The 17,482-nt window shown below is 50.1% G+C and carries 15 protein-coding genes and 1 tRNA gene; 5 read left to right on the top strand and 11 right to left on the bottom strand.

Features of this window, described 5'->3' with window-relative positions; translation table 11 throughout:
* Positions 1-100: 100 nt before the first annotated feature.
* Genes ACVBEJ_RS08635 through ACVBEJ_RS08620 form a run of 4 tightly spaced genes read right to left on the bottom strand, consistent with a single transcriptional unit; the run spans position 101 to position 5,594 of the window.
* The gene (locus ACVBEJ_RS08635; RefSeq protein ID WP_447129217.1) at positions 101-1,309 is read right to left on the bottom strand and encodes a hypothetical protein; all 1,209 of its coding nucleotides are present in this window, start codon (positions 1,307-1,309) and stop codon (positions 101-103) included.
* Between the two features lie 2 nt (positions 1,310-1,311).
* Positions 1,312-1,923 carry a hypothetical protein gene (locus ACVBEJ_RS08630; RefSeq protein WP_447129216.1) on the bottom strand — a complete coding sequence of 204 codons (612 nt, stop codon included), beginning with the start codon at positions 1,921-1,923 and terminating at the stop codon, positions 1,312-1,314.
* Between the two features lie 30 nt (positions 1,924-1,953).
* On the bottom strand, positions 1,954-3,363 hold the full coding sequence (locus ACVBEJ_RS08625; RefSeq protein WP_447129215.1) for an HlyD family type I secretion periplasmic adaptor subunit: 1,410 nt from the start codon (positions 3,361-3,363) through the stop codon (positions 1,954-1,956).
* Positions 3,363-5,594: a type I secretion system permease/ATPase gene (locus tag ACVBEJ_RS08620; RefSeq protein WP_447129214.1), complete on the bottom strand. Its 2,232-nt coding sequence runs from the start codon at positions 5,592-5,594 to the stop codon at positions 3,363-3,365. The genes ACVBEJ_RS08625 and ACVBEJ_RS08620 overlap by 1 nt, the downstream gene beginning before the upstream one ends.
* Positions 5,595-7,051: 1,457 nt before the next feature.
* Here ACVBEJ_RS08620 and ACVBEJ_RS08615 point away from each other — a divergent pair.
* Complete coding sequence (locus ACVBEJ_RS08615) at positions 7,052-7,915, top strand: phage integrase N-terminal domain-containing protein (RefSeq protein ID WP_447129213.1); 864 nt, start codon at positions 7,052-7,054, stop codon at positions 7,913-7,915.
* 13 nt (positions 7,916-7,928) lie between these two features.
* Entirely contained in the window at positions 7,929-8,114 is a 186-nt protein-coding gene (locus ACVBEJ_RS08610; RefSeq protein WP_447129212.1) for a hypothetical protein, read from the top strand.
* Here the strand turns inward: ACVBEJ_RS08610 and ACVBEJ_RS08605 are convergent.
* On the bottom strand, positions 8,111-8,830 hold the full coding sequence (locus tag ACVBEJ_RS08605) for a hypothetical protein (RefSeq protein ID WP_447129211.1): 720 nt from the start codon (positions 8,828-8,830) through the stop codon (positions 8,111-8,113). The genes ACVBEJ_RS08610 and ACVBEJ_RS08605 overlap by 4 nt on opposite strands.
* Before the next feature lie 202 nt (positions 8,831-9,032).
* On the opposite strand from ACVBEJ_RS08605, the gene ACVBEJ_RS08600 reads away from it, so the two are divergent.
* Together ACVBEJ_RS08600 and ACVBEJ_RS08595 are read left to right on the top strand one after the other, a co-directional pair.
* A complete protein-coding gene (locus tag ACVBEJ_RS08600) occupies positions 9,033-9,275 on the top strand; it encodes a helix-turn-helix domain-containing protein (RefSeq protein WP_447129210.1) in 243 nt (80 codons plus the stop codon).
* Positions 9,276-9,620: 345 nt separating this feature from the next.
* The gene (locus ACVBEJ_RS08595; RefSeq protein ID WP_447129209.1) at positions 9,621-10,700 is read left to right on the top strand and encodes a tyrosine-type recombinase/integrase; all 1,080 of its coding nucleotides are present in this window, start codon (positions 9,621-9,623) and stop codon (positions 10,698-10,700) included.
* A gap of 38 nt (positions 10,701-10,738) precedes the next feature.
* Here ACVBEJ_RS08595 and ACVBEJ_RS08590 read toward each other — a convergent pair.
* A tRNA-Lys gene (locus ACVBEJ_RS08590) sits at positions 10,739-10,814 on the bottom strand.
* Between the two features lie 307 nt (positions 10,815-11,121).
* Here ACVBEJ_RS08590 and ACVBEJ_RS08585 point away from each other — a divergent pair.
* Positions 11,122-13,131: a putative bifunctional diguanylate cyclase/phosphodiesterase gene (locus tag ACVBEJ_RS08585; RefSeq protein WP_447129208.1), complete on the top strand. Its 2,010-nt coding sequence runs from the start codon at positions 11,122-11,124 to the stop codon at positions 13,129-13,131.
* A gap of 156 nt (positions 13,132-13,287) precedes the next feature.
* On the opposite strand, the gene queC is transcribed toward ACVBEJ_RS08585, so the two are convergent.
* The 5 genes from queC to tolB form a co-directional block, all read right to left on the bottom strand.
* The gene (gene queC, locus ACVBEJ_RS08580; protein WP_447129207.1) at positions 13,288-13,968 is read right to left on the bottom strand and encodes a 7-cyano-7-deazaguanine synthase QueC; all 681 of its coding nucleotides are present in this window, start codon (positions 13,966-13,968) and stop codon (positions 13,288-13,290) included.
* A 103-nt stretch (positions 13,969-14,071) separates the two neighbouring features.
* Positions 14,072-14,722, bottom strand: a complete 651-nt coding sequence (gene queE / locus ACVBEJ_RS08575; protein WP_447129206.1) for a 7-carboxy-7-deazaguanine synthase QueE — start codon at positions 14,720-14,722, stop codon at positions 14,072-14,074.
* A 10-nt stretch (positions 14,723-14,732) separates the two neighbouring features.
* Positions 14,733-15,467, bottom strand: coding sequence for a tol-pal system protein YbgF (ybgF, locus tag ACVBEJ_RS08570; protein ID WP_447129205.1), 735 nt, complete (start codon positions 15,465-15,467; stop codon positions 14,733-14,735).
* 107 nt (positions 15,468-15,574) lie between these two features.
* Positions 15,575-16,093 (bottom strand): OmpA family protein, encoded by a 519-nt coding sequence (locus ACVBEJ_RS08565; protein ID WP_447129204.1) that lies wholly within the window; start codon positions 16,091-16,093, stop codon positions 15,575-15,577.
* Positions 16,094-16,195: 102 nt separating this feature from the next.
* Positions 16,196-17,446, bottom strand: coding sequence for a Tol-Pal system beta propeller repeat protein TolB (gene tolB / locus ACVBEJ_RS08560; RefSeq protein WP_447129223.1), 1,251 nt, complete (start codon positions 17,444-17,446; stop codon positions 16,196-16,198).
* Positions 17,447-17,482 lie beyond the last annotated feature (36 nt).

The following is a 17,482-nucleotide window of genomic DNA, read 5'->3' as shown; positions in this document are numbered from 1 at the left end:
CCAGCAAAGCAAACAAATGTGTAAATATCGAGTTATTTGCGCAAAATTTGGAGAAAACGAGCACCTGAATTTTTGAATTGCAGAAATTGGCGCTGCTTTATCAATTAATCAGATGTTCCTTAGAGTAGTTTAATGTCAAATTTGCTACTAAATGAGTTGCCTTGTCGATCAAATATTCATCTGAATAGTTATCCCTATTTAAACTGCCATCTTGATTAAACGAATTATAAAAATTAGGATCATTGCTTACAAAAACAAATGAATTCCCTTTTTCAATGGAATATCTTGCCGCCATACCAGCTGCAGTGTCCTGAGATGCCAGCTCCACTAATTCCTCTGGATCTGAAATTAAGTGTATTTTTCCGGATGCGTTGTCTACTAAATACTCAAATAGGTTAAAAGATACATTCAGATATTCGGAAGCATCACTAATTAATGTCTTCGGAAACCCTAAGAGCGTCTCCAATTCATGAATGAGTCCTTCGACTCCTTTTTGTGGATCTCTGGAAATACCCGCGACTAAGCTCTTAACATTTTGACCTTCATCGAATGAAGGATCTATAGCTCTCAGTAAATATGCATGAATAGCATGGTTTGGAAAAACCTCTTCTCCATTATCTAGAATATAGGCTTTAACAGAATCAAGAGGGCCATTGTGATCATTCAATATATGATCAAAGAGCTTCTCAGAAAACTTCTCAACATCTTCACTACTCGAGAAGAAGTAAGCAGCAGTGCCTCCAGCAAGAGCTGCTGCTATAAGTAAAGGAACTGATGATGCTGCAACTCCAAGCCCTACACCGATTTTAATAGTCAAAGCAGAGGCAAATGCCCCTACCCCTACACCAGCAGCATTTACCGCCGCTCCGGCATAATCGCCATCCGCAAGTTCTGTAACCACCCCAAATGCATTTACTGCCCACCCGCCAAATTTTGCCAGCCCCTGGCCTATTTGGGATTGGGCTATCTCAGCACTTGCAGAATATAATGCAAGCCTCCCCGACGAAACAAATTCTGCCAAATCAACAGATAAAGCCTTATATCGCCTAGCTTCAGCGACTATCTTTTTCTCACTAATGCTATCTGTTTCTTTGTAGACCAGCCTTGCTTCTTCGATATATTTAATTTCTAACTCAGCCACTCCAGAATCATAAAATCCCTGTAGCTTGCTTATTGATTCAGCCAAAGCCTCTGCTTGAGTCAAATTGTCAGATATTCTTTTAGCTTCAACCGCCTCAAGTATAGAGAACATGGTTGAAGAAACTTCCATAAAAAAATTCTGGTACGTCTCGAGTTCATTATTATCCATAGTTAAATCCTTTTTATTTTAAAAACGAGTGAAAGCGCATGTAGAAGAAATGTCCAGGATATACAAAGTGTCGAAAATATTGCCCATGAATACATTAAAGCACCCATAAGTGACTCTCTATATACTTTTTCCGGTAGTACATACCCAATATCATCTTGATAAAGTAATTCGCCAAATATAGATCCGAAATAAATCGCTTCTGCCGTCAGGAAATTCATAGTTAATAAGAAAATTACTAAAATTAGCCTACCAAAAAGGCCATCTTCTAACTTAGGAGGCACTGGATTAAAAAGAACAGAAAAACGAACTATTATTAACGGACCTGAGATAGATATAGATATCCAAACTAATCTCATCATATCTTCATATTTTGACCCCTTGGCCCATACTTCGACACCGGGAATAATGGAAGAAATGCTCTTAAAAATACTTATCTGGAAAAACTCTACAGGTAGAATCAAATAGAGGGCTGCGATAGAAGCAACTATAATCGCACTAATTTTTAAAAGATCACCCAAATATTTACCATTATTCTTAATGCGCTCATCTAGAGAGGGCGGATAACTACTCATTTTATTTTCCCCAAACATTATCAAACGATAGTTTTTGATCACACCATTCTTTCCAGGGCAATCAGTCGACAACTACCTCTCTCTGACACTTTCTTGTCGATACCGCATTAACGGCGTTAACAGATACTCAATCAACTTTCTCTTTCCAGTCTTTATTTCTGCCGACACTGTCATCCCCGGAATCAGATTAACCGCTCTATCATTCACCTGAATGATAGATTTACTCATAGACACCTTCATCTTGTACCGAAACTGCTGCTGCTCATCCGCCACTGCATCCTGAGTCATATCGATCACTTCACCTTCGATAATTCCGTATTTAGTAAATGGGAATGTGTTGATTTTGACTTCTGCCTCCTGCCCAACATACACAAAGCCAATATCCTTGTTTTCCAGCCAGGCTTCCACTTCCAATTCTGCCTCTGACGGGATAATCAACATGATGGGTTGTGCAGGCGTAACAACTCCGCCGATAGTGTGTATGGCAAGTTGTTGCACCTTGCCGGATATTGGCGCGTAGAGAATTTGGCGTTTGTTCAGGTCTTTGGCTTTATTGAGTTCTTGCAGCAGGTTTTGTTTCTGCCGTTTTTGTTCGGCAATTGATGTGAGGGTTTGGCTGAGTGTTTCTGCTTGCAGGGCATTGAGTTGTTTTTCGACCTTCTGGATGGCTGAGGTCATTTGTTGTTGTGTGGCTTTTTCGATTTCCAGGGATTGGGTTTGCTGAATACGCTGTTCTTCCAGTTCCATCCAGGTGGATTCGGCGGCCAGGTTTTTGTCTTTCAGGCTTTTGATGGCACCCACTCGTTTGGTGAGTAACGGGATGGTAGCTTGCAGTTGTTTGATGCGCTCTTTACTGGCTTGCTGTTCGGCGGTGCGTTCTTGCTTTTCGGCGATCAGGGATTCCCTTCTGGATTGGAAGGTTCGCCATTCCTGCCACAGCAGGGCGAGTTGTTCAGTGTCGGTAGTGTTCTGCTGGCTTGCGTAGTCGCTGAGTTCTACGTAGTCCAGTTGTTTTTTGGGTGTATTGAGAATATCTGCCAGTACTTGTTGGCGGCTGATGGTGGCAGTTGTGAACTTCAGGTCTTCGGCAATGCGCTCTTGATCGGCAAAGGTTAATGTTTGGTCCAGCTCGATTAACGGGTCGCCTTGTTGAACTATTTGCCCTTCTTTGACGAAGATGGTTTTGACCACGCCTTTTTCGGAAGGCTGAATTTGTTTGATCTGGCCGCTGGGGATGATTTTGCCTTCGGCCACGGCCACGATATTGACTTGGCCAACACAGGCCCAGATAACGGCTATGGTAAATAGAGTGAGTAGGCTCCAGGCGACAAAACGCCCTGCCGGGTTGGGTGGTGTTTCCTGAATTTCCAGCGCAGCGGGCAGAAATTCCCGTTCAGTGCCGGGTATTTTTTGCTCCCCCAGTGCGCCGCGTTCAGACCAGGCCGCTGCCAGACGTTGCCACCACTTCCCTGTGTCTGCCATTACTCGGCTCCCTCTATGGCCAGTTTTGGATTGGCGTCTTTTGTGTTGCTTGTATTGGTTGCCTCTACAGTACGAATTGTAGGTGTATGGTTTTGGTAGCTGTGCAGTTTGGCGTAGTAGCCGTTGTGTTCGATCAGCTGTTCGTGGTTGCCGCTTTCCACCACTTGACCTTTATCCATCACAATCAGTCGGTCACAATGGCGCACTGTGCTGAGGCGGTGGGCGATAATAAAGACGGTGCGACCTTTACAGATGGCGCCCATATTTTCTTGCACAATACGCTCTGACTCGTAGTCGAGCGCACTAGTGGCTTCGTCAAAGATCAGAATACGGGGGTTGGTTATCAGTGCGCGGGCAATGGCCAGTCGTTGGCGCTGGCCACCAGAGAGGTTGCAGCCATGTTCGCCCACCAGATTGTCATAACCTTCGGGTAATTCGAGAATAAAGTCGTGTGCTCCGGCCAGCTTTGCGGCTTGAACTACCGCTTCCATCGGCAAGCCAGGATTAGCTAGAGCAATATTTTCCCGAACGGTGCGGTTAAACAGGAAGCTCTCTTGCTGTACCACGCCGATATTGCGTCGCAACCAGGCGGTGTCCACCATATTCAGATCGACGCCATCTACAAGAACTCGTCCCCCTTCTGGTACATATAGCCGTTGAACCAGTTTGGTGAGGGTACTTTTGCCAGAACCGGAACGTCCGACAATGCCAATAATTTCACCGGGCTGTACGTTCAGTTGTAGATTATCGAGAATCACTGGGCCATCGGGGCGGTAGCGAAACTTGACGCTATCAAAGCTCACTTTGCCTTGTAGCTGGGGCAGCGTACTGCGGTTGGGATTAAAGCCAGGCTCTTTTGGGGTATTGAGAATATCCCCAAGGCGTTTAAGGGAAATGCCCGCCTGCTGGAAGTCTTGCCACAGTTGCACCAGTTTGAGAATGGGGCCACTGACCCGGCCAGCAATCATATTAAAGGCCACTAACTGACCTACAGTAAGATCGCCTGCGATCACCAAGTGAGCGCCCCACCAGATAAGCAGCAGGGTGGTGATTTTGTTGATAAAGCCCGCGATCTGGTTGGCCACATTGTTGAGGTTTTGCGCCCGGAACGAAGCAGTGACATATTTGGATTGCTGATCCTCCCAACGGCGCTGCATTTGCGGCTCTACCGCCTGGGCTTTTAAGGTTTCCACGCCGGAGACGGCTTCGGTCAGGAAGGCTTGATTGATAGCCCCGTGTTTGAACTTCTGATCGAGGCGGCGGCGCAGGATGGGGGTTATAAAGACTGATAGGGCGATATAGAACGGCAGTGTACCCAGCACAATCCAGGTGAGGGTGGGACTGTAGTACCAGAGTACGGCAAAGAAGACGATGGTAAAGAACAGGTCGATTACCAATGTCAGTGCAGAGCCGGTAATAAAATTGCGGATGGTATCCAACTCTCGTACACGGGCAACGCTTTGGCCCACTTGTCGAGCCTCAAACCAGGCTAGAGGAAGGCTTACCAAATGATTAAATAGCCTTGCTCCCAACTCCACATCTACCCTATTGGTGGTGTGGCTAAACAGGTAAGTACGCAGCCCACCAAGAACCGCGTCAAACAGCGCCACCACCACAAAGCCAAAAGCCAGTACATCCAGTGTGGTAAAGCCTTTGTGTACCAGCACCTTGTCCATCACCACTTGAAAAAACAGCGGTGTCACCAGGGCAAACAGTTGCAGGAAGAACGACACCAAAACCACTTCGCCAAACAGCTTGCGGTATTTAATCAGTGAGGGAATAAACCAACTGAGGTTAAAGGTGCTGTGTTTGCCCACGGATGCCGTGTTTCGGGGTGTGAGCAGAATCAGGTCGCCAGCCCAATGCTCTTGCAGTTGGGCCATGGTGAGTACAGTTGGTGATTGCTTGCCGCATTCCTGAATTAAGACTTTAGGTTCGTTATCGCCTTCTTGTTCTGTGACACGGGCGATAACGAAAAAGCGGCCATCGGTGGTTTGGCCGATGGCGGGCAGAATCTTGGGGTTTAAGCGGCTGGGGTCGGACTGTACGGCTTTGGCTTTAAAGCCCAGCGACTTGGCGGCGCGGAGAATATCGTCTCTGGCAAAAGGCAAGTCGTCACGCCCAAACTGGTGTTTGAGCTGGGGAGAGTCAACGGCTATCTGGTGTAGCTGGGCGATTAGTGCCAGCGAGTAGAGGCCACTGTCCGTGGATTTGTCCTGTTGTGACGACACGTCCGTTTAATCCCTGTCCAATACCAAGTAATACAAAATCTTGAAACTTTGGTGATGCTATCACCATCACTGAAAGTTGCGCAACAGCCAATTTATCCTTTCAGTGTTTGTCCACTATTGGACTGAGAAAGCTAGACTAAAAATCCATTGTTGCGGTTTTATGACCAAGTATATTTTCATGCTATTAGACGTGACTGGATTACCAGCTTGTCAATGAGGAGCGCAGCCGCTTGCGGCGAGAACTCCTTGACTGGCAAGGCATCTCAATACCCTGTCTTTGGGTGCCTGCCAGCAGGCACCCTGCTACCGGCGAGGGCGGGATGGCCCAGCGGCCAGGGCGGAGCCCTTAGAGCGAATAAACCAGTCGCTCCCCCTTCCAATCAATCCACGACAAAATCTGCTGAGATCCACACTTAGCCGCGTCACTGCTTCGGCTTTTTCGGAGTAGTGACGCGGCGGCCACGCCGCACAATAACTGGCTTGGAAGTATCTTTCTGAAAGTGACGAACGAATTATCCCGGTATATCGCTCCAGTTTTTTGCACAATTCCCATCAAGGTAATGAAGAACACATCTGAGGTTCTTTGATTGCCAAAAATGAATTCTGAAGTGTGGCTACTGCACTCTAAACTCTAAGTAGCACAGCGCCTTTCGAGGCTTCCGGTTGCAACGTCTCAACAGAGCACAAGCACCAACCACTCGTGGTACAAGCCTTTGAAGGTACTACGCCCATACAGGAGGAAAACAGCAATATCGAGTACAAACGGTTGAATGGTTTGAACAACTTTGGCGACTATCCCGATTATTGGATAACGCCAGACGGTAATCATCCACATTCAGGTTTTTAGGGAGTGGTGTCCCTCAGTCAACGGCGCAATAGAATTTATACTGTGCACTTTGCGGCTCATTACCGCACTGGACTATTAACACTCACCGAATGATTGAACACCGCTTTGGTGTTGTGCGTTACCGATCCTCTGCTAACCGCCCCGGACAAAACAATTGCCAGGGACAAACACAAACCAGACAAAACGAACCTGACCTCAACCATGACCGTTGTACTGAACCGCTGCTTGTGGGCATCTGTCCGTTACTGAATGGTTACAACCGTTAGTAACGGGCGACACCACCGTTACTGAGTCCATGCGACCGTTAGTAACGGTCGGCCCCACCGTTACTGAATCCATGCAACCGTTAGTAACGGTCGTTGATAACGGATATCGGTCGGTCAATAACGAAAGACAATAGCAAAACCAAGTTCGCTTTTTTGCCTAACATTCAATGGAATACGCAATTAGTGATTGATCACTGATTCGCCCAAGACCGTTAGTAACGGACGTTTTTTCAAGCATCTGACCAATTCCCCTAAACTTTCCAAAGCCAACGAATGCGAACCACTGGCCTGGTTTCCCACAGCCATCAAAATCCGGTATCTAACACAACGCTAGATACCACACGATGCAAAAACTGAATTACGAACTGAAGCAACTGTGCAAAACTAATAGAGACGGCAGTTACAGCACCCGCTCAACCCGTGAAGCCAATCTGCAAAAGATAGCCAATGACTTACACAAGCTCGGTTTTAGAGGCATGAAAGCCCGCTCCTTAAAACAAAAGCACGTGGATGCTCTGGTCAAACAATATCAGCAAGAAAGCATCAATCCCCGCACCCTCAAAAACCGCCTGTCTTACTTGCGCTGGTGGGCCGACAAGATAGGACGCCCCCAGGTCGTCGCCCGTTCAAATAGCCACTACGGCATAGAGCGCATTCAACACAAAGCTACAGAATCCAAGGCGCAAAGCCTTGACCAGCAGCGGCTTAATCGCATTGACGACCCACACATCAAAATCAGCCTTGAGCTGCAAGCGGCGTTTGGCTTACGCCGGGAAGAAAGCATCAAATTTATGCCCAGCTACGCTGATCAAAAAGATCATATCCAACTAAAGGCAACCTGGTGCAAAGGGGGTAAAACCAGAACCATCCCTATTGAAAACCAGCAGCAAAGAGACGTACTGAACCGCGCCCATCAACTGGCGGGTAAAGGCTCGTTGATTCCCCGACACTTAACCTACGTTCAGCAAATGCGGCGCTACGAGAAACAAACGGCCAAGGTAGGCTTTCACAAACTGCACGGTCTGCGTCACGCTTACGCTCAAGCAAAATACCTGGAATTGACCGGCTGGCCCGCTCCGGTGTGTGGTGGCCCGACAAAACAACAGCTGACCCCTGAACAACGGGAAATCGACCGACAGGCGCGGCTTGCTGTTTCAAAGCTGTTAGGCCATGAAAGAATGCAGATTACTCAAAATTATCTATCTTAGAGGAATGCGGGAAATGATGAAGAAAAAGGTTATGCGCTCTAAGGGCTTCGCCCTGGCCGCTGGGCCATCCCACCCTCGCCGGGAGCAGGGTTGCAGCGCACTGCAACCCATACACAAGGGTATCAAAACCACCCGGTTCAAGGACTTCTCGCCGCAAGCGGCTGCGATCCTCCATGAGCCGGGTCACTGGACACCTTAGCCTTTCAGTTTGGCACTTTCTTTAATGGCTGTCTGCCGCAACTGGCAGTGTCTTAAGCGCATCCAGTCTTTCCATTGTATAAGGCCGTGTTTGGCAAGTTCCCAATCCATGGATTCACGCACTTCGTCACATTCGAATAAGGCTTCCAGTAGTTTGTGAAAGAAGTAGTTAATATCTTCCATGTAATCAATCTCATCGACCAGCATGGTTTTGCCACCACCGTACCAGTATTTGCGGCTTTCCTCCGATGGCAAACACACAGCGGGATGCAGCTTGTCCTTTTCGCAGGTATCGAGGTCAAAATCGTCAATGACTGTTTCCGCAGATGACGGTTTAGATGTATCGGTTTCAGGCTCTGGTATGGGGTTATCTTCGTCGTCTGTTTCCAGCTCTGATTCTGGTGTTCTCTCAGCTTCAGCTTTTCGCCTGTGCTCACGCCCAGCCTCGACTATTTGATTCCTTACCTTCGTAAGCGTCCGTTCTGCGCGCTCTTTTAAATTACCAATGAGTAGGCAGAGGCCCGTTTTGATTTTTTCGTATTCGACGATTTGGATTTCACCCAGGGCTTCCATGGATTCCTGTAAGTAGTCGATTAAATGAACCAGCTCGGACAGCTCTTCGGACACGTAAAATGGGCCATCCGCGAAGTTGGGGAAATTGTCCTCATCATCGGGCGGTGTTGTCGCTTTTGATGGGTTAGAATCGGTGTTGATCATAACGGACTCCTTAATAGTCAGTTGTGGTAAGTCGTCCATCCAGTGAGTTGCCGCTCCTGGGTGGGCGCGTTCTTTATATGAAAATACCGGATTAAAACCAATATAGATTCATATAAATCCATATTAGTTGCATTTTGTGTAAAAACCAACCTATACACAACTATCAATTGCCTATCTGCAATAGCAAATAGATAATCACGCCATGGAATTACTTACAGGCGCTCAGATTAGGATGGCTCGCGGCTTACTGCGCTGGTCTATACAAGACTTGGCCGATGCGGCGGGAGTGGGCGCATCTACGGTCAAAAAGCTCGAAAAAGGGAATGAGGTGGCCAGGGACGTTCGCTTGCCTTTAAATGAAGCAGTTCGTGACGCTTTCCTAGCTACTGGCCAAATACGCTTTGAGGAAAATGCATGTATTTTTCTCGGGACAGACTCAGTGTAAGTTTTCTGGCTGTAGACCTTTACTGCTCCAACTTATTTCAATACCTGTAATTTTTCCCCTAGCAGCGGCCTTTTTCTCTACTAATACTGATTATTCAATCAGAAGCCAGTATTGAAAACCCGTGTCAGCTCAACCTCAAATAACACCCCGCCTGATCCGTCTACGAGATGCCCCCTATTATTTAGGCATGGATAAAAATCGCTTCAACCGTGAAGTTCGACCTTTCCTCCTGGAAATACCCATAGGCCGCCAAGGAGTGGCATTCGACAGACTTGAAATGGATGTCTGGGTGGAGCAGTATAAATCCCGCAACGGGCGTTCCGCTTCTGAATCAGGAGAACAGATATGGGACGCAAACAAACGTCAGGGCTACGGAAACGTGGCGGCATCTGGCACATCGAGAAACAAGTGCTCGGCCAAAAACTTTTCGGAAGCACTGGCACTGGCGACCTCAAAGCGGCGGAATTGATTCTTGCCCATCGCATTGAGGAAGTAAGGCAGGCTCAGATATTCGGTGCACGGCTACAGCGTGACTTTAGAGAGGCAGCAACACGATACCTCGAAGAGAACATGCACTTGGCCACCATCGGTAACTGCGCCCATCACTTGAAGCAGCTAGACCCATACATTGGTCAATTAAAGCTGCAACAAGTCCACATGGGCACCCTGCAACCGTTCATCACAGATAGAAAACGACTGGGACGTAAGAACAAAAGCATCAACTTGGCATTGTCAGTTGTACGCCGGATTCTGAACCTGAGTGCGAGACTGTGGCGGGATGAGAATGGATTAACGTGGCTGGAAACAGCCCCACTCATTCAACTTCTTCCACTGACAGACGCACGAAAACCCTACCCGCTTTCCTGGGATGAACAACACACTCTTTTCCAAGCATTACCAGACCACCTAAGCCGCATGTGCTTGTTTAAGGTAAATACTGGATGCCGAGATCAAGAGGTGTGTAGATTGCGCTGGGAATGGGAAATACCAGTTCCCGAATTGGATACATCGGTATTTCTTATCCCAGGGGAATTGATCAAGAATCGAGAGGATAGGCTAATTGTGCTTAACCGCACTGCCAAGTCCGTTATTGATTCTGTTCGTGGCGAACACAAAGACTTTGTATTTACCTACAAGTCAACGCCCATTGAACGCATCAACAATAACGGTTGGAAACGAGCCAGAAGGCAACTGGATCTGCCAGTTCGTGTTCACGATCTCAAGCACACATTTGGACGACGATTGCGTGCTGCCGGGGTTCCCTTGGAAACGCGGAAAATATTGCTAGGCCACCGCAATGGAGACATTACATCCCATTATTCTGCCCCGGAACTGGAGGAGCTAATAGAGGCAGCAAACAGGGTGTGTACTGGAAAGTCCGGCAAAACTCCGGCACTGGTGGTTTTAAAACAAAAAGCCAGCTAGACCTTTCGATCTAACTGGCTGATTTGTATAGCAAAAAATGGTGGGTCGTATAGGATTCGAACCTATGACCAATTGGTTAAAAGCCAACTGCTCTACCAACTGAGCTAACGACCCAAAGAGCTGCGTATCATACTGATCCAGTTTGGTAGATCAAGTGTTTTTTTCGGTTTTTTGAGCGCGATTCATGTGTCTTGCTGAGATCGGGCCAGGTCCGCTGCTCTGGCCTTCGCAACCCCTGCCGGGCGCAGCGGGAAACAGCCTCACAGACCAGTAGCTGTGCCGCTTTTAGCGGTTTGGAATCAAGCCCTGAAGCCGAAAATACCCACCACCTCCTGACAAGCTGCTACTATGTAATGAAGGCTCCACAAAGAGAGCACAGCTGGCATCCAACCAATAATAAAAAGCACGCAGTAGGGTAGCTATGGAAAAACAGAACCTGCTTTCGAACCACCAGGAGCACAACACCCCCGTGAGGGCCGTGGCCATTGTCGCTGCGATTGTCAGTTTGCTGTTGATCGGCGTGGCACTTTGGAACAGCTATCAGGCCGATATAAAGTCATCTCACGACATCAATCAAAGCGCCCTTCTGAATAAATTAAGCAGTGAACTCCGTTATTACGACGAAGTGCTGACCATGTCGGCTTTTCTGTCAACCACAAGTGGTGACCAGGAGTGGGAGACCCGCTACAACACCTTTGCGGCGAAACTTGATGAGACCATCGCTGCCGCCACCATTCCCGCCACCCGAGGCGTGCTAAAGAAGCTGTCCGATGCCAACGACCGTCTGGTTGCCATAGAAACCGAGCTTTTCAAGCTAACCCGTAACGGCAACAAGGGTCAGGCCATTCAACTGATCACCAGTGAAAAATATCAAACACTGAAAAGCGCCTATGCCATGTATCTGGAAGAACTGGGGGAAATTCTCCAGAAACAGGCACAAAACACCATTGCAGAGAACCACTCCCGGCAGAGCCAGACCACTTTGGAGTTGGCTATTTCTATGGTTCTGCTGATCCTTATCTGGATTTACGTGATACGCACCCTGCGGCGCTGGCGGCACCAAATTCTGCTCTACAATAACGAGCTCAGCCAGTTGGTGCACTACGACCCGCTGACCGGGGCGGCCAATAGAAGCCTTTTTAAAGTCAACCTCGCCACCGCCATTGCCTATTCTCGACGCCACAAAAAGCACTCGGCTTTGCTGCTACTCGACCTGGATAACTTCAAGCTGGTTAACGACACCCTGGGCCATCCGGTCGGCGACCAACTGCTGATTTCAACGGCGAAAAAGCTCGAAGACAGCTGCCGGGAAACCGACACTGTCGCCCGCCTGGGCGGTGATGAATTTGCTGTCATTGTCACGGATTTGGAGCAGGAGCATCACGCAGCGCACGTCGCTGAAAAATTGTTGGCCGCCTGCCGCACGCCCATTGAGCTGGATGGCCACAGAGTAGAGGCTCTGGCCAGTATTGGCATCGCCATTTTCCCGGGCCATGGTGATAACGAAGAAGAGTTACTGCAAAAGGCCGATATAGCCCTTTATAAAGCCAAAGAGTCCGGGCGCAACTCCATCGCCTTTTTTGACCAGGAGATCGAAACGCTGGTGCGAAAAAGGCAACAGTGCCAAATTGACATTCAAAGAGGCATAGAGCGCAACGAATTCGAACTCTATTATCAGCCGCTTATTGATTTGAATTCGGGCCAGCTATGTGGTGTGGAATCCCTGATTCGCTGGCACCACCCACAGCAAGGCTTTGTTTCCCCAGGCGAGTTTATTCCTATCGCGGAGTCCAGCCACCTGATTATTCCGCTGGGGGCCTGGGTGTTCAGGGAAGCCTGCCGTCAGCAGCTGGACTGGCAACAGCGTGGTTTTCCCACCATACCTGTTTCCATTAACGTCTCCGCCGTGCAATTCAGAGACGAGTCTTTTTACGAGTTTGTCAAACAGACGCTCGAGGAAATGGCCGTAAACCCAAGAAAAATCACCCTGGAGATTACCGAAAGCACCATCATGCAAAACAACCAGGATTCCATGGAGCAACTGAAAAGGCTCAAAGCGCTGGGTATCAAGCTCGCTATTGACGATTTTGGCACCGGCTATTCGTCCCTTGCCTACCTCAAACAATTCCCCATCAGTTATTTAAAAATTGACCGCAAGTTTATCAACGACCTGCCGGACGACAGTGAAGATTCAGCCATCACCCAAGCCGTTATTAATATGGGGAAAGCCCTGAATTATGAAGTTATTGCCGAAGGTGTAGAGACGCAAGAGCAGTTGGAATTTCTCAAACAGAAAAACTGCAATTACGCCCAGGGGTTTTATCTGAGCAAGCCCGCATCTGCCCAGGATTTTGAAGATTGGTACAAACGCCGTTATCCATCAGAAGAAACAACCGGTAGCGTTACGAGCAACGTTTCTCAGCTTTCTTAAGGGCACTTCTAAAAATAGTGATATTTTCGTGAGAACAAGGCAGCGGCGCACGGAGACCAGCAGTGTATAAGGCATACATGAGGACTCGCCTTCCCATAAGCAAACAGGGACGCCAACGCCGTTATCGCGGAATATAGTGCATTTTTAGAAGTGCCCTTAATTGTAACCGTAGTACCGGGTTGGGTCGCTCACCCCCGCCTTTTCGAACCCTTCGCGGCGCAGCCGGCAGCTGTCGCACAAACCGCAGGCTACGCCGCTTTCCGTAGCCTGATAGCAGGACACCGTATCGGCGTAGTCCACCCCCAACTGCACGCCTTTGGCAATAATTTGCTCTTTGGTCAACTCCATCAGCGGCGCTTGAACACGCAACTTCTGCCCTTCCACACCGGCTTTGGTAGCAAGGTTAGCCAGGGCTTCGAAGGCACTGACAAATTCCGGGCGGCAATCCGGGTAGCCGGAGTAGTCCACAGCGTTGACCCCCAGGAAAATATCCTGGGCGCCCAGCACCTCGGCCCAGCCCAGTGCAATGGACAGGAACACGGTATTGCGCGCCGGCACGTAGGTAACCGGAATACCAGTGGTTTCTTCTTCCGGCACATCGATACTGTTGTCGGTAAGCGCAGAGCCGCCAATGGTGCGCAGATCCAGGCTAACCACCTTGTGCTCTACTGCCCCCAACTGTCGGGAACAGCGTTCCGCGGCCGCCAGCTCCGAGTGGGTGCGCTGGCCGTAGTCAAAACTGAGGGTGTAGCACTCATAGCCCTGGCTGCGAGCGATGGCGAGAACAGTGGTGGAGTCGAGGCCACCGGATACCAGGACGACGGCTTTTTTGGTCATGGGGGGATGCTTTTGTAGGGTGGATTAGCGCAGCGTAATCCACCAATGGCTGGTAAAAAAAGTGGATTACGCTGCGCTAATCCACCCTACGGTAAAGTCAGTGTTAATGGCCGGGTTCATCATCCCACAGCAGTTTGTGCAGCTGCATCTGGAAACGCACCGGCAGTTTATCATCCAGAATCCACTGGGCCAGTTCGGTGGGGTCGAGCTGCCCCTGGCTGGGGGAAAACAGCACTTCTCGCGCCCGCGTTTGCAAGTCGAGTTCATCCATTTTCAGGCGCGCCCATTCGTAGTCACCACGGTCGCAGATCACAAATTTTACTTCATCGTGGGGTTGCAGGTGAGCGATATTGTCGTAGAGATTGCGTTCCACCTCACCGGATGCCGGGGTTTTCAGGTCGAGAATTTTCACCACCCTCGCATCCACCTTATCCACTGCCATGGCACCACTGGTTTCCAGCGACACAGTGTAGCCTTTGTCACACAGTTGCTGCAGCAGAGGTATGCAGTTGGGCTGCGCCAGTGGCTCACCACCGGTAACGGTGACATGGCGGGCGCCGAAACCGTCTACGGTTTGCAGAATCTGCTCCAGACTTTGCCGCTCACCACCGTAGAAGGCGTACTCGGTGTCGCAGTAATGGCAGCGCAGCGGGCAACCGGTGAGGCGCACAAAAACAGTGGGGAGGCCAGTGGTGCTGGTCTCCCCTTGCAGCGAGTAAAAAATCTCGGTGATGCGTAAGCTGGCGTTACTCAAGTGAGCGCCATCAGTTCAGGTTGGCTTCGATGTAATCGCGGGCCTGCTGGGATTCTTCCGTATTGCCAGCCGCCACCTTTTCCAGCAGGGCGCGGGCTTTGGCGTTGTCCCCTTGCAGGTGATACACACGGCCCAATTTAAGAGCCGAATCCAGCGCTTTATTACTGCCGGGGTATTTGTTCACTACCTGCGAAAAAGCCTGACCTGCTTTGGCCAGGTCGCCTTTGACCATATAAATCTGCCCCAGCCAGTAGTGGCTATTGGCCACCAGTTTGCCATTGGGGTAGCTGGCGATGTGGTTTTCAAAAGCGGCGCTGGCTTCGTCAAATTGCTTGGCTTTCAGCAAGCTCTGAGCGCGACCGTAGAGTTGTTTTTCATCATCACCGGCTACGGGCAGCGTGGGCTGATTTACCCCCGGCGCGGAGTCCGGAACGCCAGAACCACCCGCTGTATTGCCCGCCGTGCTGATGCGGCGGTCCAGGTCCAGGTAGTCGTCTTGCTGGCGTTGTTTCAGCTCATCCACCTGGTAGGTCAGTTCTTCCACCATACCGCGCAGTTGGCGCACTTCTTCCAGCAACGACTGCAATTGATAAAACATCTCCGTCTGTTGCTGATTGATCAACTGGCCACTTTGTTGGCCACGGTTTTGCTGGCTGTTGACGGGAATTTCTTCCACCGGGGCGCGAGCCGCCAGTGTGTGACTGGAACTGAGTGCGGTAAGTAATAGCAGTGGTAAAACTTTCATGGCCATCCTCAAAACGGAAAAAAGCGCGCAGACCATTTGGCCTGCACGCTATTTATAACACTGCGTAACAGCAACCCCAAGTGGCAATCGGGGTTGTAAAGCGACTGTTACTTCAGTTCAACCCGGCGGTTCAGTGCCATGGAGTCCTGGTCGGAACCAAAAACTGCAGGCTTTTCTTCGCCGTAGCTGATGACTTCGATATTGGCGCCGTTCACACCTTGCAGCAGCAGGAAGTCGCGCACGGTGTTGGCACGACGCTCGGCCAGGGCCAGGTTGTATTCGCGGGTACCGCGCTCATCGGCGTGACCTTCCAGGCGGATATTGCGCGGGTTGTTGCGCAGGGCATCGGCGTGAATCAGCAGGGCTTCGCGGGCTTCGGGCTTCAAAACAGACTTGTCGAAGTCGAAGTAGAAGATGGTGTCTACGCCAGCTGTAGGATCTTCAGCACCGTCGGATACACCAACCTCGGAGCCATCATCCACACCTACACGGGTGGAGGTTGCATCGTCTTCAACAGTTTGTTGATCACTGGCACCACCGGCCTGATCGTCCGGGGTAGTACAACCAACCAAAACCAGGGAAAGCAGTGCTCCCAACAGGCCCAGCTTCAGGTTTTCTTGTTTCATTTCAGTCTCCTGTGACTATAGTTCTCTAATAAAGAGTTTGGGGCAGGCCCCTGGGTTAAAAAAATGTTTAATATTCACTTATCGCGCATGCACCATGGCCACCTACTTCAAGAAAGGCGACCAGGCTGGTTCGCGTACATCACCGCGTCGCGCTGGCAGGTAAAACTTCACGCCCCTGTCCAGAGACACCGCCGCCAACACGCCCTTGTTGCCACGCTTGGTGGCGTACAACACCATGGCACCATTGGGTGATACTGTGGGCGACTCGTCCAGGCTTGTTTGCGTCAACACCTGAAACACTTTGCTCACCAGATCGTAAGCCGCAATGTGGAAGCGGCCATTGTCACGGTGCACCATCACCAATGTGCGGCCATCCGGGGCCAATCGACCACGAGCATTATAACTGCCGCGGAAGGTTAAACGCTGCACTTTACCACTGACAACATTCATTTTGTAGATTTGTGGACTACCTCCCCTGTCGGATGTGAACAGCAGGTGTTTACTGTCGGGCATCCAGGTGGGCTCAGTGTCGATGGCAAAGTGCCTGGTCAGCCGTTTGAAGCGCCGGGTACGCAGGTCAAACAGGTACAGTTCCGGATTGCCGTCTTTCGACAGGGTCAGTGCCAATTGGTTGCCATCCGGTGACCAGGCCGGGGCACTGTTGATGCCTTTGAAGTTGGTCAGCTGTTCGCTTTGGCCGGTGGCAATATTCTGGCGATAGATGGCGGAGCGGCCACTTTCGAATGACACATACAGCACCTCTTTACCGTCTGGAGACCAAGCGGGTGACATAACCGGCTCGGTGGAGCGCAGCAGCTCTACCTCGCGGGCACCATCAGCATCGGCGCGCATCAAGCGGTAGTTGATTTTGCCATTAGCACCCCGATCCGAGGTGATATACAGCAGTTGGGTAGAAAAGGCACCAGGAACACCGGTAATGGCTTCGTACACCTTGTCGCTGATGATATGGGCCATTTTTCGGGCGGCACTGGGGCTACCATTCAGGGTGGTGGTAAACACCGCCTTTTGCGCAGTGATATTCATCAGACTGAAAGTCACCGCCATCTGCCCACCTTCGCGGGGCAATACCTGGGTAACCACCAGATATTCCGACCCCAGTATTTTCCAGTCCCGGTAGCGCACAGCTTTGGCGGTAGCGGGAAATGACAGCATGTCCTGCTGGGGAATGGTTTTGAACAGGCCACTGCGGGTCAGGTCGTCGGAGACGATCTTGCTGATATTCTCGCCCAGGGTGACACCGCGACTGGATACGGGCGCAATGGCGATTTTGGTGGGGTTGTCAACGCCACTGGTAATTTCCACCACCAGTTCGGCCATGGCGACTGGCGACATCAACAATACAAAAGCCAACAGGGTTTGTTTTAGTTG

The sequence above is a fragment of the Porticoccus sp. GXU_MW_L64 genome (assembly GCF_052983295.1).
Note: the sequence above shows the minus strand (reverse complement) of the source record. Positions and strands in the feature narration are given on the sequence as shown.